17 protein-coding genes are annotated in these 19,620 nt (G+C 41.3%); 10 read left to right on the top strand and 7 right to left on the bottom strand.

The features are described from left to right. Together IT6_RS04940 and IT6_RS04935 are read left to right on the top strand one after the other, a co-directional pair. Window positions 1-792, top strand: a complete 792-nt coding sequence (locus tag IT6_RS04940; protein WP_206828279.1) for a type II toxin-antitoxin system antitoxin SocA domain-containing protein — start codon at window positions 1-3, stop codon at window positions 790-792. After that, complete coding sequence (locus IT6_RS04935) at window positions 770-1,171, top strand: hypothetical protein (protein ID WP_206828278.1); 402 nt, start codon at window positions 770-772, stop codon at window positions 1,169-1,171. Before IT6_RS04940 ends, IT6_RS04935 begins: the two co-directional genes overlap by 23 nt. 530 nt (window positions 1,172-1,701) lie before the next feature. Here the strand turns inward: IT6_RS04935 and IT6_RS04930 are convergent. Then, complete coding sequence (locus IT6_RS04930; protein ID WP_206828276.1) at window positions 1,702-2,271, bottom strand: hypothetical protein; 570 nt, start codon at window positions 2,269-2,271, stop codon at window positions 1,702-1,704. Window positions 2,272-2,279: 8 nt separating this feature from the next. Continuing rightward, the gene (locus IT6_RS04925; protein WP_242524356.1) at window positions 2,280-3,710 is read right to left on the bottom strand and encodes a hypothetical protein; all 1,431 of its coding nucleotides are present in this window, start codon (window positions 3,708-3,710) and stop codon (window positions 2,280-2,282) included. A 348-nt stretch (window positions 3,711-4,058) separates the two neighbouring features. On the opposite strand from IT6_RS04925, the gene IT6_RS04920 reads away from it, so the two are divergent. Further along, a complete protein-coding gene (locus IT6_RS04920; protein WP_206828274.1) occupies window positions 4,059-7,217 on the top strand; it encodes an efflux RND transporter permease subunit in 3,159 nt (1,052 codons plus the stop codon). A gap of 147 nt (window positions 7,218-7,364) precedes the next feature. Here IT6_RS04920 and IT6_RS04915 read toward each other — a convergent pair whose 3' ends face one another. From IT6_RS04915 to IT6_RS04905, 3 genes are all read right to left on the bottom strand, one after another. Continuing rightward, a complete protein-coding gene (locus IT6_RS04915) occupies window positions 7,365-8,663 on the bottom strand; it encodes an MFS transporter (protein WP_206828272.1) in 1,299 nt (432 codons plus the stop codon). Between the two features lie 165 nt (window positions 8,664-8,828). Further along, a complete protein-coding gene (locus tag IT6_RS04910; protein ID WP_206828270.1) occupies window positions 8,829-10,130 on the bottom strand; it encodes an MFS transporter in 1,302 nt (433 codons plus the stop codon). A gap of 65 nt (window positions 10,131-10,195) precedes the next feature. Beyond that, window positions 10,196-12,133 (bottom strand): tetratricopeptide repeat protein, encoded by a 1,938-nt coding sequence (locus IT6_RS04905; protein ID WP_242524355.1) that lies wholly within the window; start codon window positions 12,131-12,133, stop codon window positions 10,196-10,198. 184 nt (window positions 12,134-12,317) lie between these two features. Here IT6_RS04905 and trpC point away from each other — a divergent pair, with 184 nt between their 5' ends. From trpC to IT6_RS04870, 7 genes are all read left to right on the top strand, one after another. After that, window positions 12,318-13,148, top strand: coding sequence for an indole-3-glycerol phosphate synthase TrpC (trpC, locus tag IT6_RS04900; protein WP_206828265.1), 831 nt, complete (start codon window positions 12,318-12,320; stop codon window positions 13,146-13,148). 199 nt (window positions 13,149-13,347) lie between these two features. Continuing rightward, on the top strand, window positions 13,348-14,058 hold the full coding sequence (locus IT6_RS04895) for a phosphoribosylanthranilate isomerase (RefSeq protein WP_242524354.1): 711 nt from the start codon (window positions 13,348-13,350) through the stop codon (window positions 14,056-14,058). Further along, window positions 14,028-15,245, top strand: coding sequence for a tryptophan synthase subunit beta (gene trpB / locus IT6_RS04890; protein ID WP_134440446.1), 1,218 nt, complete (start codon window positions 14,028-14,030; stop codon window positions 15,243-15,245). Before IT6_RS04895 ends, trpB begins: the two co-directional genes overlap by 31 nt. 144 nt (window positions 15,246-15,389) lie before the next feature. Further along, window positions 15,390-15,977, top strand: coding sequence for a guanylate kinase (gene gmk, locus IT6_RS04885; protein WP_242524353.1), 588 nt, complete (start codon window positions 15,390-15,392; stop codon window positions 15,975-15,977). A 28-nt stretch (window positions 15,978-16,005) separates the two neighbouring features. Next, complete coding sequence (locus IT6_RS04880; RefSeq protein WP_206828263.1) at window positions 16,006-16,599, top strand: flavoprotein; 594 nt, start codon at window positions 16,006-16,008, stop codon at window positions 16,597-16,599. After that, window positions 16,596-17,099 (top strand): 5-(carboxyamino)imidazole ribonucleotide mutase, encoded by a 504-nt coding sequence (gene purE / locus IT6_RS04875; protein WP_206828261.1) that lies wholly within the window; start codon window positions 16,596-16,598, stop codon window positions 17,097-17,099. Before IT6_RS04880 ends, purE begins: the two co-directional genes overlap by 4 nt. 6 nt (window positions 17,100-17,105) lie before the next feature. Next, window positions 17,106-18,248 carry a 5-(carboxyamino)imidazole ribonucleotide synthase gene (locus IT6_RS04870; RefSeq protein WP_206828258.1) on the top strand — a complete coding sequence of 381 codons (1,143 nt, stop codon included), beginning with the start codon at window positions 17,106-17,108 and terminating at the stop codon, window positions 18,246-18,248. Between the two features lie 21 nt (window positions 18,249-18,269). On the opposite strand, the gene thiS is transcribed toward IT6_RS04870, so the two are convergent. Together thiS and thiH are read right to left on the bottom strand one after the other, a co-directional pair. Continuing rightward, window positions 18,270-18,482, bottom strand: coding sequence for a sulfur carrier protein ThiS (thiS, locus tag IT6_RS04865; protein WP_242524352.1), 213 nt, complete (start codon window positions 18,480-18,482; stop codon window positions 18,270-18,272). Continuing rightward, window positions 18,461-19,594: a 2-iminoacetate synthase ThiH gene (gene thiH, locus IT6_RS04860; RefSeq protein WP_206828256.1), complete on the bottom strand. Its 1,134-nt coding sequence runs from the start codon at window positions 19,592-19,594 to the stop codon at window positions 18,461-18,463. The genes thiS and thiH overlap by 22 nt, the downstream gene beginning before the upstream one ends. Between the last annotated feature and the right edge of the window lie 26 nt (window positions 19,595-19,620).

The raw sequence follows: 19,620 nt of genomic DNA, 5'->3' as shown, positions 1-19,620 counted from the left end.
ATGCTTGCTAAATTCATCCAAGAACAAAGGAAAAAACGTAGTCTGACGCAGGAGTTTTTGGCATCAATACTTGGCATTTCTCGAACGACTTATATGCAGATTGAGCGGGGAGAGAGAGATTTAACTATCACTGAGGCAAAGAAGCTCTCGGAGGTTTTTGATATTCCTTTGGAAAATTTTTTACATGGTAAAGAAGGAGCAAAACCCATCGTTGAAATTGATCGCAAGAAAAAACAGGCGGAAGAAACAAAAGAGGAAATTCGTATTAGCGTACCTCAAGAAAAAGTTGACAAGTTTCGGCAGATTTTAATTTATGTTTTGAAAAAAGTTGGCGGCAAGCCGAATATCGGCATGACAGCTCTGTATAAACTGCTTTATTTCATGGATTTTGACTACTACGAAAAATATGAAGATCAGCTAATGGGTCTGGTGTATATTAAAAACCAACATGGTCCAACGCCTCTTTTGTTTGAAAAGCTTATTGAAGACATGATTAAAAAAGGCGAGGTAGAAAAAATCAAAAGCAAATTTTACAAGTACCCTCAGACAAAATATCTTGTCAATCCAGAGGTTGAACCGGATTTAAGCATCCTCAATGGAAGAGAGAAGGAGCACATTGATTGGGAACTACAACGACTTTCTGATCTGACTGCGAAGCAGCTTTCTGAATTATCACATAAAGATGTTCCATGGGTAAGCGCAGAGTATGGCAAACGGCTTGACTATGAGTCGGTGTTCTACCGAACTCCCGAGACATCAGTTCGAGAATATGGCAACACCGACGAAGATTGAATATAGTGAAACTAATGTCTTTCAAAAAGATCTCAAACGACTCCTCAAGAAGTTTGGAACGCTTAAGGAAGATTTAGAAACGGTCAAGCGCAACGCCATAGAGCTTTACCATCTCAAGAACATGGATAACAGAAGCGTTTTCCCCATACCAGATTTTTGCAACGATGAAATTAAGATCTTTAAAGTTAAGAAATTCGCCTGCAAAGCACTCAAAGGAAGTGGCGTAATAAGCGGTATCCGAGTCATTTATGCTTTTTATCCATCGACTTTCAAGGTTGATTTTATTGAGATATACTACAAAGGGGAAAAAAATAATGAGGACTTTGTGCGGATTAAAGAGTATTTGAAAAATCATGGTTCCACCTACCACTCAAAATGATATTTTGTTATCCACATGGAAAAGCAGTGTAGTCATGCAATCGGGTAAAAGGACAAAGTGGTCTTTGGAAAATGAATTCTTGCCTGTCGCCAGAGGGGTTTTGCCTGCCTGCTCTGCCCGCGAAACTTGGCTTTAGGGTGGGAAGCGGCTTGTCATTGCATTAGCAAGCAAAGTACGCAAACAATTGTTTCCTTAATGGAAAAAGATTTTTTTCACGTTCCCTCTGCAAAATAAATCATTTTTTGCAGGCTTTATGCAGAGCAGTGTTACACCGAGCTACGAGGTAAGTTCAATTAGCGCAATCCACAGGATTTCTCTTAGAGGTCTTTCGAATTTCAGCCAATAAACACCGCCATTTCTTCTTAGATTAGATCCATCAGATAGGAATAGAAGAGGGGAAGTGCGAGTTGTGAAAAAAAATTAAGTTTGAATCTTTTGGATAAAGATAAATTTTTCTTCTTCCCGCTATATTTTAAGAGAGAATCAATTTTTTGATCTTATCAGATTGCAATCAATGAGTTGACAATCAATTATTTATTTTTTGAACTGAGCAGATGGTTCATGGGTTGGTTGCTGAAAAGGGCTCTAGCTATAGTTTCCTCTCTATTCTTATAAATAACCCGAGTAACAAGGGCAGGATGTCGGGGAGAAACATAAAAGCTGTCTCCGGGATAAAGATGGCTAGAGTTCTTTAGATTTTGAGGGTTTAAAAAGACAAATCGGACTTTAGGTAAGGCCAGAGAATTGATCAAGGGAATAAATCCTTTCACAATCGGTTTAGCTACAAGTTGATTATTTTTTTTAATTTGAACGACTTTGAAATGCCCATACACCCAGAGATTTTTGGTTTTGTGTTTTTTGATATAACTGGAAAAATCTTGGGCTGAAACAAGCTTCCCATTTTTAGGAGAATATTCTAAAGAAGGAGCTTTGTTAATAGCTGCTTGGTTGAGTTCTTCTTTCCCTCCTCTTTGTTGTTTTTCTAACTGTTTTTGAGCTTGTTCGATGGCTTTATCCAGTTCTTCAGTTTCCGAAGTTTGTGCTCCTAGATTTAACCCTAAAGCCAACAAAAGGAATAAAAGCAGGGCAAATTTTTTCATCGGCAACCCTATTTTTTACCTTCAATTTCAGCAAGTTTTGTTTTTAGGATATTGGCCTCTTTTTTAATTTCCTCAAGTTTTTCTTTTGTCAAAGGGGTTGTTTTAAGCTCGGTCAAAAGTTCTTTTTGTCTTTTGATAATAAATTCCTTTATCTTTTGTCCCTGAGATTGGTATGCGTTTTGGACATAATAGGGTTGTGGATTCTGGACAATTGAACAGCCGGCAATATTAAGGGTAAAAGGAAAGGGGATGACCGTATGGAATAGGGTTTTACCATTTAGCTGAGTCACATCAAATATATAGGCTTTAAGGTCCTTACCGAAAGTTATGACAACAGAAGGTCGAGTTAAGAAGGATTTTGACAGTTTGGAGTAGAGAGAGGATGGTGTTTCGATGTAAGTCCATAACTCAACGTCGGGATTTTCTTTCTGATTTTCCTCTACGGGGATCCAAGCGATCATGACCCCTGTGAATGGAGCCCATAAAGGTTCAATCTTTTTGGGAGTAAACCGACCGCAGACGACCTCAGCCTTTTCTTCTCTCCAGTAAGACCAGAGTTGTTGGAAGAAAGAATGGGGATGATTTTGGTATTTCTCAAGAAGTTGAGGAACAGTATAAAAAAATTCCTCCTTGGAGAGGGCAGTCTTTAATGTCCATCCAAAAGGCATGGAGCTGGAGAGCTGTTCTTCTTCTTTGGCCAACGCCTTGGAGAGCGAATAGCTGCTACCAGAGATGAACGAAGAGAAGAAAGGTTTCTCATGTAAAATGAAAGAGGAGATTGCCAAAGAGCCAATAACGACCAGGGAAATCAATTGAGGATTGAGCCTTGTCTGCTGCTGATTCTCATTCCCTAGAGAACGATCAATAATCTCGGTACTGTTATTAACTATTTGATCTTCTTGAGGGGAGAAATCATCATCCCAAGGGGGTTGTATTTCCTTTTCTTTATAGAATCGGAAAGAGAGAAATCGGAAGATCCAGAGAAAAATCGCCGAAAGTAAAAAGTAAAAGAAAAGGGTTTGAGAAAAGAATGAAAAGAGAAAAGAGAGCAAAATGATCATTAAAGGTTGAAAGAGATACCAGAACCATTCGTTTCGAGGGATACCCAGAAGTGGAATTCCCCAAGATAGGGGATTTCTTGCAATCTTTTTCTTTTCTTCTTCGTAATAGAGACGAAGGGATTCAAAAAAATAGATAAGGGTAAGAAGTCCGCAGAATAAAAGAACAAGGCCGATGTCTTTGTTTTGAGAGCTTTTATTGATCCAGCTTAAAACTAACAGGATAGCTAATGAAAAAAGAAAACGCTTGGGATTGGCATATTGTTTGCCCATTTTGCGAACGGTTAAAAGTTCGCAGGGGAAAAACCAGGAAATGTAGAAGAAGAAAAAAAGCTTAGCGACTTGGAAAAAAGGAGAGATTGTGTTTTTAGAATTTTTCATAAGAAGATAAAAACAAAATCAAAAAGCTTACCAATTTAGAGCTTCTGGTTCTATGATTACCAAAATTTTTATCTTCTATCCTCCTCCCCTTTCTCAAATAGTTTAGGATAAATTTTTTTAAAGTAAAAAGCAAGTCTTGGTTTTGAGAATTACTCGACTTAGTTGTCCTCGCTTTGAGAACAGACCAAAAGGCTCTTTTCTTTATACTCCTGTTTAAAAAATTCTTTGCTTTGATCCTGAAAGCCAAAGAGCTGGTATTGTTATTTTACTCTTTGCCTTATTTTGCTTAAAGATAAACTGGGTTTCGAGAAGGAATGTAAAAAACCCCTTTTCGATTTCTTCATAAAGATGCTCGAAAAATTTATTTCTTCTTTGTTAGCAAATAAGCTGATTGTTAACATCGGATTGTTTTTCTATCTGGTTTTAGGCCTTTATACAGCAGCCCATCTTTCTATAGACGCTGTTCCAGATATTTCAAATGTTCAAGTCCAGGTTATTACTCCAGTTCGAGATCTTGCCCCTGAAGAGATCGAAAAGCTCGTCACCTTTCCTTTGGAAAGAGAATGCTCAGGAATACCCGGCTTAGAGGAAATGCGTTCGGTGAGCAAATTTGGGATTTCACAGATTACCCTTATTTTTAATGACAGGACTGATATTTATAGAGCCAGGCAACTGACTAGCGAACGGTTGCTGACGGCTCTTGATAAAATACCCGCTGGGCTTGTTCCAAGATTAGCACCGATGAGTACGGGTTTGGGAGAAGTTTTTGTTTATTCCCTGGATTGGAAAGAAGATGCTTTAGATAAGCCTCCAACTCGGTACGAGCAGCTCATGGAGCTCAAGTTAATCCAGGAATACCAGATTATTCCCCAGCTGCGGATGGTTCCGGGCGTGGCTGAGGTGAACACCATTGGAGGATATGACAAGGAGATAGTCGTGATGCCCGATCCTAAAAAACTCATGAACTTGGGGTTGACTTTGAAAGAATTGGCTGATGTGGTGGCCATGAACGTGGAAAACGTGGGGGGTGGATACATCAAGAAAGCGGGAGAGCAGATGACGGTCAGGGCGGTGAGTCGGGTAGAAGATATTCGGCAGATACAGATTCTACCTATAAAATATCCAGGATCTGTAAAACCGGTCCTTGTTGAGGATGTTGCGCAGGTTCAAGTCGGATCAAAAATAAGGGTGGGAGCAGCCTTGAAAAATGGGAAAGAAACGGTTCTAGGGATTATTCTTATGCGAAGTGGAGAAAATGGAAGGACGGTTTCTCAGAGAGTTTTTAGAAAAATACAGCAAATACAATCCCGGTTAGCTGATGGGATAAAAATAGAGGTCCTTTATAACCGCTCAGAATTTATCGATCAAGTGATCCACACCGCTTTTTCAAACCTCCTGGAAGGAGCAACCCTCGTTGCTTTGATCCTTTTTTTTATTCTTGCCGATTTTAAAGCAGCCTTGATTGTTTCTTTTACCATTCCACTGTCGTTCCTTTTTGCACTTTATGGGATGAAACTTTTCCATATCTCGGGAAACCTGATGAGCCTTGGGGCTATTGATTTTGGGCTGATTGTCGATGGAGTCGTCATCATGGTAGAGAACATACTTCGAAAGTTATCTGACAAAGAGGCTCAAACGGGCTGTTCAATCTTTTCCAGAAATGAAAAAGAACAAGTTGTTAAAGAAACGGCTTCAGAAGTAGGACCTTCGGTTTTTATTGGGGTATTAATTATTACTTTTGTTTATGTTCCAATATTAAGTTTAGGTGGGGTTGCAGGAAAGACATTTAGGCCAATGGCTATAGCTGTTATCTTTGCTCTCCTTGGTTCCCTTATTTTTAGTTTTACTTTTGTTCCTGTCCTTGCTGCGATAGGACTTGGGGGTAAACATGCTTTAAGGGGAAAGCAGAATAGGCTACTGGACTTTTTACAAAGCATTTATCGTCCTTTTATCCGGTTTTCCCTCAAATATGGATGGTTTTTTTGCTCTACGGCCCTGCTCTTTTTTTTCATCGCCATTATGAAATTTGGTTCATTGGGTGCAGATTTTGTTCCGAAGCTTGACGAGGGAGCTTACGATATCAATATCTTCAGGGAAAACACGATCAGCTTGGAGGCGAGTGTGGCTATGGAAAAAAAGACCGAAGAGATACTTCTGGAGTCTTTTCCTGAAATTCGCTATGTGTATTCGCGGATTGGAATGGCTGATGTTGCTACTGACCCCGCTAGTCCTAACGAACCTGAACTGTATATTTTTCTGAAACCCAAATCGCAGTGGAGAAAAATCAATGGGAAAGCTCTTTCCAAGGAAGATCTAGAGGATCTGATTGAAGAGGAAATCAAACTCAAGGTTCCTGGACAAGATATGATCTTTTCTCAACCCATTGAAAACAGGTTTAATGATATGCTTCAAGGAGTAAAAGCGGACGTGGCTTTCAAGGTGTTTGGATCGGATTACAGCACTATTTATTCATTGGCTGAGGAGATCAAGAAATTGTTGGAAAATGTGAGAGGAGTTGTCGGTTTGGCTTTTGAAACATCAGGGGTTGCTCCTTCTCTTGAAGTCCTTCCCGATCGCTCAGCGATGGCTGGACAGATTGTTCAATCTTCCGAGATTAACGAAGCGGTGTCGGGAGCCTTGGGAGGAAAAATCGTCGGGAAAATGATCGATGGAGTCAGACGCTATGATATTGTGATTAGATTTCCTGATCAAGAGAGAAAAAATTTGGGTGCTTTGCTCTCTTTACCCGTGCGCTCTGGAACTGGGGGTATTCTCTATTTATCTCAACTGGCTTCTGCTCGGTACGAAGAGCGATTGCGGTCGATTTCCAGAGAAAATGGGATACGTCGTATCGCTTTGCTTGTGGACCTTGAACGGAGGGATCTAGAAAGTTTTGTTAGGGAAGCTACCGAAAAGATAAAGAAACGGCTGCATTTTCCCCAAGGTTATTATTACGAAATCGGAGGCCAATATAAAAATTATATTGAAGCAAAAGAAACACTCAAAGTGGTTGTTCCTTTGGCTTTGTTGGCGATAGCTCTTTTGCTTTATTTTCTGTTCAAAAACTTCAGGCATTGTTTAATCGTATTTTTTTCCATTCCCTTGGCGATAACAGGAGGAATATTTTCCCTGCTTTTTTCAGGTCTTTCTTTTAGTATTTCAGCCTGGATTGGGTTTATCGCTGTTTCAGGAGTAGCCATATTGGAAGGGTTGGTTATGTTGGGAGCGATTAACCGGTTGCGTTCTTTAGGATATAATCTAGAAAAAGCGATAGAAGAAGGGGCTTTAATCCGGCTAAGACCGGTTTTGGCAACGGCCCTTGTGGCGATCCTAGGTTTTGTCCCCATGGCTTTTGCTCATGGTCCAGGAGCGGAAGTTCAAAAACCACTTGCGATAGTGGTCATTGGAGGCATAGTTTCTTCAACACTGATGGATCTAGTAGTCCTTCCGGTGTTTTATTTTTGGATTGAAAAGGCTTGGCATAAATGGCTGATTAAAAATGTTTAGTTTTTTTTAAATCCAGCTGTTGTGATCTAAACAAGTTCCTCAAGTATAATTTGAGGATCGATGACAATAATGACCTGAAACTAACTGCCAGATAACCGGAAAAAGCCAAATTGGCAAAAGCAATGAGAAAGCAATTAGAAAAAAGATTCAACCGCTATCAGATAGCCTTGATTCTCTTCTAATTTTAGGGAGGAATGAAACAAAAAAGAGGCTTCCCAGAAAGTAGAATAAGGGCAAAAGCATCGGGGTTTTGAAAGAATGGGTAATCATGAACAGATAACCAAAACTCAAGGGACCAATGCCTGTAGCGATTCGGCAGGAAAGACCCCAAAGACCAAAATGTTTTCCTATTTTTTCCTCATCTGAAAGAAGGCTCATGACGGCTCGGGATAGTGAGGGAAGGGAGCCGTTACCAATTCCAATAAGGAAGGAGGCAGCATAAAAAGAGGATTTTGTATTAGCGAAAACAAGACTACTGATACAGATTATCCATAGCAAAAGATCTATTTGTAGAGCTCTTCGAGATCCCCACCTGTCCTGGATTAAGCCAAAGATAAATGAACCTAGAGTGCCTCCTGTCTGAATTAAAAGAAAAACACCGATCTGTTGGGCTCCTGTAATCCCGTATTCCATCTGAGCATAAACAGCCAGTATAATCATAAGGATAGTTGCCGCTGAGAAAAAAAGAAAAGAACCTGCGAAATAAAGAATTAAAGCCTTGTTATGAAATAGAAGAAGAAGAGTTTCTTTAAGATCAGAAAAGATTTTTAAAAGGGCTTTGCTATATTTCAAGTGGGTTTTAGGTTTTTTTTGCAGTTCGAGATTAAAAAAAAGGGGTAACCCGCACATCATGTAAATAGCTGCAACGATGGGAAAACAGAGTCGAAGCAGCTCGGTATTGGTGACTGTGAAGCCAGGGGAAAGAAGAGGATAAACAATGAGTAGGCTAAAAAGACCACCGAGGTTTCCAAAAGCTCGGGTCCAGCCTGAAAATCGACCAATGAAGCTGATTGGGATCAATTCAGGTAGAAAAGTAGAAAAGATATTTTCGGTAAAAGAAAACGAGATATTTGCTACTGAATAGCTAAGCAGGCTTTTCCAGACATCTCCCTCTTTTGTTGTTCCCAACAAAGTTGTAGCGATAATGCAAACTGAAAAGAAAAAACCGAGTAAAAACTTTCTTTTGGTCATGATATCGGACAGGGCCCCGACAAAGGGCAAAAAAAGAGCCACAAAGATTTGTGTGAAAAAAGCAGCTAGGCTTAAAAGAAAAGTCCCATCGGTCCGGCGCGCGCAAATGATCTGAACAAAATAAAGACTAAAAACGAGATCAACCAGAACGATGGTAAAGGATACGTTGCCCAGATCAAAAATGCCCCAGGATAATTTTTCTTTAATGCTGATAGAAAGATTATTCTTCAAAGTGATCTTTTGAGTATCATTCATTGCGTCCTGGATTTGCTGCTAGGCTAACAGTTGTAATGGGTATCCCACCAACGAGCTTTGGCTTAATTTTTTTTATAAGCAAGTTGTAAATCAGTCGTTTTATTGTGTTTAAATCTAATTGTATATTGCCCCTACTATAAGCCTTCTTTATTTGTGGAAGTAATCCTAAGTAGAGATTTTGTGATCTATTTTCTGGGGTTTCTGGTTGGGAAGGAAAAATAGCACAATTAAGCCACATCCAAAAAATACAAGAGGAGCAAAAAGAGGGGTTTGAAAGGACTTGTTGACAGCAAAAAGCAGACCGAATACAAGAGGCCCAATCCCTGAAGCAAAACGGCCGACCAATCCCCATAAACCAAAATATTCTCCCACTTGTTCAGGAGGGGAGATGAGCCCCATTAAAGCCCTGCTGACTGAATATAAAGAGCCATTGGCTGCCCCGATAAGAAAGGAGACAAAGAAGAAAAGCCACTTTTGTTCCAAAAAAAGAGTTAAGGTTACACATATGAACCACAGGGCGATATTAAGTTGGAGGGTTCTTTTGGGTCCGAAAGTATCTTCGATAAATCCAAAAATGAATGCTCCTATAGCACTGCCCAATTGAAGGGTTAAAAAAAGCCAGATCTGTTCAGCGCCGCTGATTCCTAGCTGCATTTGGGAAAAAACGGCTATAACAACCATGATAACCGTTGCCCCGCTTCCATAGAGGAAAAAAGCCAAAAAAAATAGAAGCACATATTTCTGTTTTAAAAGGGAAGGGATCATAAGGGCAGTACGGGCATAAAAATTTTTTAGAGCTACCGAGAAATCTTTTTGAGAACCTGGAGTTCGTTGTTGAGTATTAAAGAAAAAAGGCAATCCAGCAAATCCATACAAGGCTGCGACCAAGGGGAAACATAACCGGATGCGCTCAATGTTTGATTGGATAAAGCCTCCAGAAAGCATGGGATAAATAGCCATGAGACTTACAAAAGCTCCAAGGTTACCTGCAGATCTTGCCCAGCCTGAAAGCCTACCCAACATTGATTCGGGAGCGATTTCAGGTAAAAAGCTTGCAACGAGACTTTCAGAAAAGGAAAACGTAATATGGGCGATGGCATAGGTTATAAGAGCCTTCAAGATATCTCCTTCAACGGTAGTTCCCAAGTATGCGGTACTAAGGGTGCAGAGGATAAAGAAAAAAGAAATAATCTCTTTTCTTTTTCCTGTAACATCAGAAAGAGTTCCAACTAGGGGTAGAATAAGACCAACAAGCAGTTGGTTAAGAAAAGTTGTAAAAGTTAATAAAAAGGTAGCATCCGTTCTGTGTGCACAGATTATCCTTATAAAATAAAGGCTGAAAACAAGATCAACGATTACGGTACTAAAGGCGGAGTTGGAAAAATCAAAAGCACACCAAGATATTCTTTCAAGGATTCCTGCTTCTTGTGTGGATTTAGGGCTTGGATTTTTTTTAAATGCGATCATCCCTTAAAAAATTTGTGAACTACAGAAAAGAAGTTCTGAGTGCTTAAATTAAGGAAAGGAGGAAATTATTCAAGAAATTTTTCCAAGCCTGGATCCTTGGGTATACCTAAACTCAATGCATCCTGGTAATGCCTTTTTGCGAGTTCCTTGGCTGGAGGACGCTGAGTTGCATAGATAACAGCAAGGTTGAAGTGAGCATCCCCATAGTTAGGATCCAATTCTAAAGCTTTGCGCAACTCTTTTTCAGCTGCTTCCTGCCATCCTTTTTTTGAACAAGCAATCCCAAGATAATTTCTTGTTTTAGGATCATTGGGATTAATAACTATTGCCCGGGTAAGTTCAGTGACGGCGTTATCAAAAAGTCCCTCCTGGTAGTAAACAATTCCCAATATAGAATGAGAAAAAGCATCGTTAGGATTAAGTTTCAGAGCTTGGAATAAAGCATTTTCAGCCTCTTTAAGCTGGCCCTGTTGGTAATAAATGACCCCTAAATTAGCCCAAGCGGTAACGCTGTTGGGAAATTTTTCCAAGATTTGACGGTATTTTTCTGCAGCTTCCTGGTAGTGCTGCCCAGAGAAAAGAGTAGATGCTTCATCCACAAGTTTCTGGACATCTTCAGGGAGAGCGGCGGGAAGAGTGGCAGCGGCCGATTCGTTGTTAGGGGAACTGGGAGTTTCGGCTTGAGTTTTGGTATCGGTGGAGGCTGCGCTTCCTTCATGAGGGAAATGATAAGCGACTTGCTGGGCATTTTCAGTAGGAAGCACGGGATTTGCCTGAATGTGGTCGGCCGTAGTCTCAGTCTTAGTTTCTGTTTTTGGGACATCATTAGATTGAGCAAGGGATTGTTGTTGTTGTTCTTCAGGTGGTCTTGTGAGCTGAGCTTCAAAACTGGATTGCTGTATTTCGTTCAACCTAGGTTGGGAAGGTGATTTAAGTAAAGCTATTTCTTCAGGAGAGAGATTGACGACAGGGGAGGATAAAAATTCAAGTTGTTTCTGCAAGAACTTGGAGTCAATTTTAAGGTTCTGGAGTTCTTCAATAACTAATCGTTTCGCGGAGTCCCGACGTGCTTGTTCTTGAAGCTGCCTGTTAATGATGCCCCTGAGGATCTCATTTTCTTTTCTTAAAGATTCGGTATTGGGTGCAGTAGCCAATTCACGGGCTGACTCGGCAAGTTTTTGTTGAGCATTCTCCAGTTGTGACTTAAGGGCACTGGCTGTATTTCTGAAAACTTCGTTTTCTCTTTCAAGGATGGTCAGTTGTTCTTGAACTCCTTTGAGTTGATCGCGTAGGGCAGCTATACCCGCTTCACTGTTTCCAGCTTGTAAAGTCCGGATCTTTGCTTCAGCCTGTGCAAGTTTTGCTTTTAAAGAGTTGTTCTCCTGGAGGACAGCGGTAATTTTGTTTTCGATGTTTGAGGATCGAAAGATCGCCAGTTCTTTTTGTGTTGCCGCAAGTCTGTTTCTAAGCATGTTTGCCTCGGTTACAGCCTCTTCAAGTTTCATTTTCGTCTGTGCAAGCTCGGATTCCAGCTGGTTTATCCTGTATTTCAACTTGGTTATTTCTTCGTCAGAATTAGATCCCTTGTTATGCTTTGAAAGGAGACTTTTGATGACGTCATGGCTTGATTCCAACGTAGGAGGCTCAGTTCGAGATGAACCTAGGGCTGTCATGACTCCTTTTTGCAGATCATCGGGAGTTTTACCAAGCTTCGGTGCAAGGACTTTAAGCTTGTCTTTGGAATAATTGATCCGGAAATTCACAATACCCGGTTCCCATTCCGGATAGTTCTTTTTCAAGAGTTCAAGCCGTTTACAACATTCAGTATATTTTTGAAAAGCCCCAGCAATTTCCCCCTTTTTTTCCATCTGCTCGGCTTCCTGCAAAGACAAGTAGATATTCAAAAATTCATCTTGAGGGGAAATTGCAGCGAAAACTATGGATCTCAATAAAAAGGTTGATAGCAGGAAAAAGAGCCAAAAAAGCTGTCTTTGTCGCTGCATCGTCGCCAATTTTTTTTCGCTTTTAGTTTAAAAGTCAATAAGTTTTGACTGGATTTCGGATTATTAGGTTTTACTCCTAAAAAGAGAAAATTGTTTAAAAAATTATAAATTTTCTTCGGATCGTTACCCTTTTTCCCATAATATTAGTACCAATATTATCCTTTAGCCAAAAAAAAAGGAATATATGAATAGAAATTTAAGCTGGTTAGACCAGATTATCGCATCTAAAAAAGAGGAAATCAAAAAGCTCCTTCCTCTTCATTCCAAGATGGAAAAAGAACTCTCTGAGTTGTCCATGCCCAGGAAAGCTTTTTCTGCAGCTTTACGCCACAAAAAAAAGATGGGATTGATCGCTGAATTTAAGAGAAGTTCTCCCTCTGTAGGGGTTATCGGTTCATCAACCGATCCTATTCTGCAGGTATCGAAATATAGGAAAGCTGGGGCTGATTGTATAAGTGTGCTTACGGAGGAAAAGTTTTTCAATGGTTCTCTGGAGGATCTTAAAAAAATAAGACAGTCGGTTAAACTTCCCTTGTTGAGAAAAGACTTTATCATTCACGAACTGCAGATTCTTCAAAGTATTCTTGCAGGGGCTGACGCGATTTTGTTGATTGTTTCAATCCTTCCCGTAAAAGACTTTTTTAGATTGTATTCTTATTGTATGCAGGTGGGCATAGAGCCTCTTGTTGAAGTGCATGATGAAGTGGAAATAGAGAGGGCATTGGAAGCAGGAGCCTCGATGATTGGGATTAATAATAGAGATTTAAGAACGTTTCATGTGGATTTGTTAGTGAGCCGAAGACTCCTACCCCTTATTCCCGAGGATAAAATTGTGGTGAGCGAAAGTGGCATAAGTTCAAGTGATGATCTTTGTGACTTGAGAATGAGAGGGGCGGATGCGGTTTTAGTAGGGGAGTTTCTTATGAGGCAAGAAGATCCAGCAAAAGCGATTGCTGATCTTTTATCTCGATCTTTTTTACCCAGGGGCACGAGGAAGAGCCCTATATTTGGATGAATTTTGGCTAATCCATGAAAAGGGTTATAACTGCTCGTTAGTTGCTTGTGCAAAGTTGCGTGTTGTTATATAACTTGAGCATGCTGGAGCATGGTTTGGCCTACCTCGGGCGGCCCTACGGCGAGTTCTGCCGGAAGGCTGTCCTGTTAAGAGGAAGGCTCTGGCTTCGGCCGCAAAGCCCGAAGTAAAACGGGCCTCGATGAAGCAGGAAATCCGCTTCGATTATGTATGGACAGCAATGAGTAATTCTGATGGAACGGTTTTTGATTACCCTATTGGCAAGGCAAAGGTCTGGGTAAAAATTTGTGGGATTACTTCTTATGAAGATGGCCAGTTGGCTATAGAATATGGTGCTGATGCCCTTGGATTTGTTTTTTATCCTCAAAGTCCACGCTATCTTCCCCTTTCCCAGGCCTCCAATCTCCTTAGTCGGCTGAATATCTTGAAAGTAGCTGTTCTTGTTAATCCATCGCTAGAAGAGATTGAGATATTAAAAAAAGAACTGCCAATTGACCTTTGGCAACTTCATGGAGAAGAATCCCTCGCGCTCGGTCACCGTTTGCCTCGGGGTAAAATAATCAAGGCTTTAAGGCCTCCTTTTGAGCAAAAAATTAAAGAGTGGGCAGACTGTACATTCGCTTTTTTACTCGATTCTCCTTCTGAAAAATGGGGAGGATCCGGAAAACCCTTTGATTGGGGAAAAGCTTCTTTGCTAAGGCAACACTATTCTTATCCTTTTATTCTTGCGGGGGGTCTAAACCCGGACAATATTCAAAGAGCCCTGCGTGAAGTCGAACCCTTTGGGGTTGATGTTTCTAGCGGGGTAGAAAAATATCCCGGGAAAAAAGACAAAAAGAAACTCTTGGACTTTATCGAAAAATGCAAAAAACCCACTCACCCAGTCTCTTAACTGTTCCAGATAGTTCAGGTTATTATGGTCCGTATGGAGGACGTTTTGCGCCTGAATCGTTAATGGAAGCTTTGTTACAGTTAGAAGTTGAATACAACAAAGCTTTGCAGGATCCCCGGTTCAAAGAAGAACTCGAAGAGCTGCTTAAAAATTATGCGGGTAGACCCACTCCTCTCTATTATGCAAAAAGGCTCTCTTCAATCCTTGGAGAAGTCAAGGTTTATCTTAAAAGAGAGGATCTACTCCATACGGGAGCTCATAAAATTAACAATACTCTAGGCCAGGTTCTTTTGGCCAGGCGAATGGGAAAGAAAAGAATAGTGGCTGAGACGGGTGCGGGTCAACATGGAGTTGCGACAGCGACAGCTTGTGCCCTTTTTGGCTTGGAATGTAGAATCTACATGGGTGAAGTGGACATGGAAAGGCAAGCCTTGAATGTTACTCGGATGAAGATGCTTGGAGCGGAAGTAGTGGCTGTGAAGGTTGGCCAGAGAACTCTGAAAGAAGCAATAAACGAAGCGATGCGAGATTGGGTGACCCATATACGGACAACCCATTATGTTCTTGGATCGGCCTTGGGTCCACATCCCTATCCCATGATTGTTAGAAATTTCCAGAAAGTGATCGGTGAAGAGTGTAGAGAGCAATTTCTCAGGCAGGAAGGGAGGCTTCCCGACGTGGCTATAGCTTGTGTCGGGGGTGGTAGTAATGCTATAGGTTTTTTCTATGGCTTTCTGTCTGATCCTCAAGTTCAGCTGGTAGGCGTCGAGGCGGGAGGAAAAGGAGAGAAACTGGGTGATCATGCGGCCCGTTTTGCTTCTGGAAGGTTAGGGATTTTGCACGGAACGAAAACTTTTGTTCTGCAGGATGATGATGGACAGATCGCTTTAACCCATTCGGTTTCTGCAGGACTCGATTATCCAGCGGTTGGTCCTGAACATGCTTTTTTAAGAGATCATTCTCGAGCCCTTTATACGAAGGTTTCAGATGAGGAAGCCTTAGAGGGGTTTTTCCTTTTATCTAAAACCGAAGGTATATTGCCCGCGTTGGAAAGTGCTCATGCGGTGGCCTATTGCATGAAAATTTGTCGACAACTGCCTAAAGGTTCAATCGTAGCTGTAAACCTTTCTGGAAGGGGAGACAAGGACGTAAGCCAAGTTGCATCCTTGCAACAAAAAGCCTTTTAAGCAAAGAGGAGTTTCATAAAGTAAAAGTGCTATTTTTAACCCGCAAAAAAAAAGGTTATTAAATAAGATTTTCTTTATTTTCTTTTTCATTTTGAAATATTTTTTTTAATGGAAAAGTTTTTTCGAAGAGAAGGTATATTGTTTGTGATATCAGCTCCGTCCGGTGCGGGGAAAAGTACCCTTTGTTCCAATTTAAGGAAAACTCCTGATTTTATATTTTCAATCTCTTGCACCACCCGACCACCCCGAGTCGGAGAAGTTAATGGGGAGGATTATTTTTTTTTAACCGAAGATGAATTTTTTAAAAAAATTTCAGCCCAGGAGTTCCTCGAGTATGCTCGGGTTCATGGTCATTATTACGGGACATTAAAAAGCAGTGTAATCAGTGCCCTAAAAAATGGGACTGACGTTCTTCTTGACATCGATGTTCAGGGTGCAAGGCAAATTCGATCAAATAAGGATCCTCTCCTCAAGAATGCCCTAGTCGATGTTTTTATCATGCCTCCAACTCTTGAAGAACTAGAAAGAAGATTGAGGAAAAGGGGGACTGAGACTGAGGAACAGCTCCGTGAACGGCTCAAAACTGCCAGAGAAGAAATGAAGCTTTGGCCTGAGTTTAAATATACCATACTGAGTGGTTCCATGGAGGAGGATTTGACGAAGTTCCGGGCGATCATGCGTGCTGAGCGCTACCTGAGTCGAAGGCTCACCTTGATTGAAGATATTTATTGATTGACCTGGCCCTTAAAGAGATTGGGTTATGAATGGAGAAAAACAAAGTGAATCTTTCCCGATTGTTCTAGGAGTAAGTGGCTCAATTGCTGCCTTTAGGGCTGTGGAACTGGCTAGTGCTTTGTCTAAAGCAGGCTATGCTGTAGATGCCGTTCTTACGCCTGCAGCACTGCAATTTGTAAGACCGCTTTCCTTTGAAAGCGTTACTCATAGGAGGGCTTATACCGATGAGATGTTTTGGGAACTCCTTAATGGGAATCCCGTGCATATCGAGTTAGCTCGCAATGCAAAACTGGTTCTTCTTGCCCCAGCTACGGCTGATCTGATAGCCGAATACGCCTTGGGGCTTGCTCCCAATCTTCTTACCTCCCTTTTGCTTGCTACTCATTCTCCTGTGTGGGTCGCTCCCGCAATGAATAAGATCATGTGGCAACATCCCGCTGTTCAGAAAAATGTGCAAATTTTAAAACAAAGAGGTGTTGCTCTCATTGGACCTGATGAAGGTGAACTTGCATGTGGGGATTATGGAAAAGGAAGGCTGTGGCCTGTGGAAGGAATATTTACAAAAATAGTAAAACAATTTCCGTTGAAGAATTTCGAAAAAAAAGATGAGACAAAATGAATCTTGACCGTAGAAAAGATAAACTTCCTGTTGTGGCCATTGTTATGGGAAGCCGCTCTGATTGGCAAACAATGAAAGCAGCTGCCGATATTCTTGATGAATTTGACATTGGTTATGAAAAAAAGATCGTTTCTGCTCATCGGACCCCTGAACTTTTAAGGGAATTTGGCTTGAGTGCGGCTGCAAAAGGACTTCGAGTAATTATTGCTGGAGCTGGGGGGGCGGCTCATCTTCCTGGAATGATGGCTTCTTATACCCGACTCCCTGTACTGGGAGTGCCTGTAGAAAGCAAGGTACTTAGAGGAGTAGATTCTCTTCTTTCCATTGTACAGATGCCCTTTGGTATCCCTGTGGGTTGTTTAGCGATCGGTGAAAGTGGAGCCAAGAATGCAGCCTTACTTGCGGTTGCTATATTAGCCCTTGAAGATAAGGAGTTGGCTAAGAAACTCGAACTTTTTAGGGTAGAGCAGACTCGAAAAGTTCTTGATGAAACGTTGTAAGAAAAGATGAAAGAAATTTTACCTGGTTCAACAATAGGCATACTTGGCGGAGGTCAGTTGGGGAAAATGACCGCCATGGAAGCACGAAGGATGGGTTATGAGATAGAGATTTATGATCCCGATCCTTTTTGTCCAGCTGCAAAGGTGGCAAGTCGGCATTGGAACTATCCCTATGATGATTCCGATAGATTAAAGGATTTTTCTCAGTCGGTTGATATCCTCACTTACGAATTTGAGAATATTCCAGCTGTATTGGTAAAAAAGCTTGAGGAAAATAGCCTTGTTTGTCCTTCGGGGTCAGTTCTTGATATCAGTCAGCATAGGGTCAAAGAAAAAGAATTCTTGGCTTGCAACGGCTTTCCTGTTGTTCCTCATCAAGTAGTCCGAAGCGTTGAGGATATAAAAGATGCAGCCGCTAGGCTTGGGCTGCCCTTGATATTAAAAACCGCCTTACTTGGTTATGACGGCAAAGGACAGGTGCAACTGCATTCGATCGAGGATTGTCAGAGAGGGTGGGAGGATATTGGCAAACCGGAACTGGCTTTGGTCGAAAAAAAACTGGACCTTTTTGCAGAGTTTTCTGTCATCGTTGCTTTAGGATATAAAAAGAACTATGCTTTTTTCCCTATCCCTCGAAATTTTCATCGCAACTCCATTTTAGATTATTCCATTGTGCCTTCGAACATAGAAAAAAAAATTGAAGAAACGGCCAAGGAAATTGCACTTGCAATTGCTTTATCCTTGAAGGTAGTGGGACTACTCACAGTTGAATTCTTCCTTACAGAAAATGCTGAGATTTTTGTCAATGAATTGGCTCCAAGGCCGCATAATTCAGGCCATTTTAGCTTAGATAGTTGTTTAACAAGCCAATTTGAGCAATTAATCCGGGCTATCTGTAACCTACCCCTAGGTCAAACGACTCTGAGAGGACCAGTTTTCATGCGTAATTTGTTGGGAGATCTTTGGCAGGATGGCCAGTCGCCTAATTGGATTGAATTGTTGAAGATTCCATCTCTTAAGCTGCATCTTTACGGGAAGAAGCATCCTAGAATAGGTAGAAAAATGGGCCATTATTGCTTGCTGGGTGAAGATCTCGAAGAAATAATTAGCCTGGATAAACAGGCTCTGAAAATTTTGCAGAGGATTTGAATTAAGAAACGAATAACGCAGCTAGCCTCCTGCACTGACTTGTACTAACTCGATCCTATCGTGGGGCTTTAAAACAGTGCAAGCATACTCTTTTTTTAAAAGAGCGGTTTTGTTTAACTCGACTAAAACCGTATTGTGATCCAAATTGAGTTGTTGAAGAAGCATCAGAATAGAGCTGTTTTCGGCCACCGTGATGACTTTTCCATTTACGGTTACCGGGATCTGTTTAGACATGTTTCCCAATCCTTCCATACGGGTTCATAACCCATGGTTTTAAGAACATTGGCAATCTGATCGGGGGTTCTCCTATCGCTAATTTCAAACTGTTCGGTAGCTTTGGCTCCTTTTTTTTCACTTTCACAAAGTGGCATTTCTTTGCCCTTAAACCGTTTATGCAAAGAGTGTGTCCCTGCTTGGGTATAACCTCCTGGCTCTGTTCTTGAGCCGGCACTCATAGCCGTTATTCCAAAAGGAATTAATTTTTCCCTGAATTGAGGTTGTTCTCTTGTAGAAAGAACAATTCCTACCTGGGGAAAAGTAACCCGGAAGGCACACAAAAAATGAAACATGTCCCTGTCTTCCATAGGATAGGGAGGTGTGAATCCACCAGCTGCAGGGCGCAAACGAGGAAGAGAGACAGTGATTGTAGCCCGCCAGCATTTTTTTAAAAGATATGATGTATGGGCAGCTAAACATAAAGCTTCTTCTCGCCATGGAGCAAGTCCAAAAAGAGCACCAATGCCTAATCGACGTGCACCCGCAGCATAGGCTCTTTCGACTGAATCCATTCTCCAGAAAAAATCTTTTTTGGGACCAAAAAGATGGTAAAGCTTGTAGAGATCGAAATTATATGTTTCCTGATAAACGACAACTCCTTCAACCCCCGCATTGACCATTCTTTCGTATTCAGCCACTTCCATAGGGGCGACCTCTATGGCGATCGCCGGGAAGAGCTTTCGTATTTTATCTATACAACTCTCAAGGTAGTTTATAGAGACAAACTTCGGATGTTCTCCAGCAACAAGAAGGATCGATCGGAATCCTTCATTCCAAAGATAAAGAGCTTCCTGGTAGACCTCTTCGGGACTTAGGGTTAATCGCAGAATGGGATTTTCCCTGGAAAACCCACAATAAACACAGCTATTAATACACTCGTTGGAAAGATAAAGAGGAGTATAGAGCCGAAGGGTTTTGCCAAAATAAAGCTGGGTTAGCCTTCGGGCTTCGAGAGCTAGAGCGTGCAGCTCCGTATCGTTTTTTGGAGCAATAAGAGCCGAGAACTTCGATAAGAGCTGTCTATCACAATGTGTATAAAAGGGGAGTTTTTGAAGGCAACTGCTGGTCATAAGCAAGGTTAAATAAAAAAATAGCT

It is taken from the genome of Methylacidiphilum caldifontis, assembly GCF_017310505.1.
GTDB lineage: Bacteria > Verrucomicrobiota > Verrucomicrobiia > Methylacidiphilales > Methylacidiphilaceae > Methylacidiphilum > Methylacidiphilum caldifontis.
The sequence above is the reverse complement of the archived record's forward strand: the minus strand, read 5'-3'. Positions and strand labels throughout refer to the sequence as shown.

Excerpts from the sequence above, each read along its gene's own strand:
- trpC (WP_206828265.1), top strand. The coding sequence starts at position 12,318 with ATGAATAGAAATTTAAGCTGGTTAGACCAGATTATCGCATCTAAAAAA.
- IT6_RS04870 (WP_206828258.1), top strand. The coding sequence starts at position 17,106 with ATGAAAGAAATTTTACCTGGTTCAACAATAGGCATACTTGGCGGAGGT.
- IT6_RS04925 (WP_242524356.1), bottom strand. The coding sequence starts at position 3,710 with ATGAAAAATTCTAAAAACACAATCTCTCCTTTTTTCCAAGTCGCTAAG.
- purE (WP_206828261.1), top strand. The coding sequence starts at position 16,596 with ATGAATCTTGACCGTAGAAAAGATAAACTTCCTGTTGTGGCCATTGTT.
- IT6_RS04940 (WP_206828279.1), top strand. The coding sequence starts at position 1 with ATGCTTGCTAAATTCATCCAAGAACAAAGGAAAAAACGTAGTCTGACG.
- IT6_RS04880 (WP_206828263.1), top strand. The coding sequence starts at position 16,006 with ATGAATGGAGAAAAACAAAGTGAATCTTTCCCGATTGTTCTAGGAGTA.
- IT6_RS04930 (WP_206828276.1), bottom strand. The coding sequence starts at position 2,271 with ATGAAAAAATTTGCCCTGCTTTTATTCCTTTTGTTGGCTTTAGGGTTA.
- IT6_RS04910 (WP_206828270.1), bottom strand. The coding sequence starts at position 10,130 with ATGATCGCATTTAAAAAAAATCCAAGCCCTAAATCCACACAAGAAGCA.
- IT6_RS04905 (WP_242524355.1), bottom strand. The coding sequence starts at position 12,133 with ATGCAGCGACAAAGACAGCTTTTTTGGCTCTTTTTCCTGCTATCAACC.
- IT6_RS04935 (WP_206828278.1), top strand. The coding sequence starts at position 770 with ATGGCAACACCGACGAAGATTGAATATAGTGAAACTAATGTCTTTCAA.
- trpB (WP_134440446.1), top strand. The coding sequence starts at position 14,028 with ATGCAAAAAACCCACTCACCCAGTCTCTTAACTGTTCCAGATAGTTCA.
- thiS (WP_242524352.1), bottom strand. The coding sequence starts at position 18,482 with ATGTCTAAACAGATCCCGGTAACCGTAAATGGAAAAGTCATCACGGTG.
- IT6_RS04915 (WP_206828272.1), bottom strand. The coding sequence starts at position 8,663 with ATGAATGATACTCAAAAGATCACTTTGAAGAATAATCTTTCTATCAGC.
- IT6_RS04920 (WP_206828274.1), top strand. The coding sequence starts at position 4,059 with ATGCTCGAAAAATTTATTTCTTCTTTGTTAGCAAATAAGCTGATTGTT.
- IT6_RS04895 (WP_242524354.1), top strand. The coding sequence starts at position 13,348 with ATGAAGCAGGAAATCCGCTTCGATTATGTATGGACAGCAATGAGTAAT.
- thiH (WP_206828256.1), bottom strand. The coding sequence starts at position 19,594 with ATGACCAGCAGTTGCCTTCAAAAACTCCCCTTTTATACACATTGTGAT.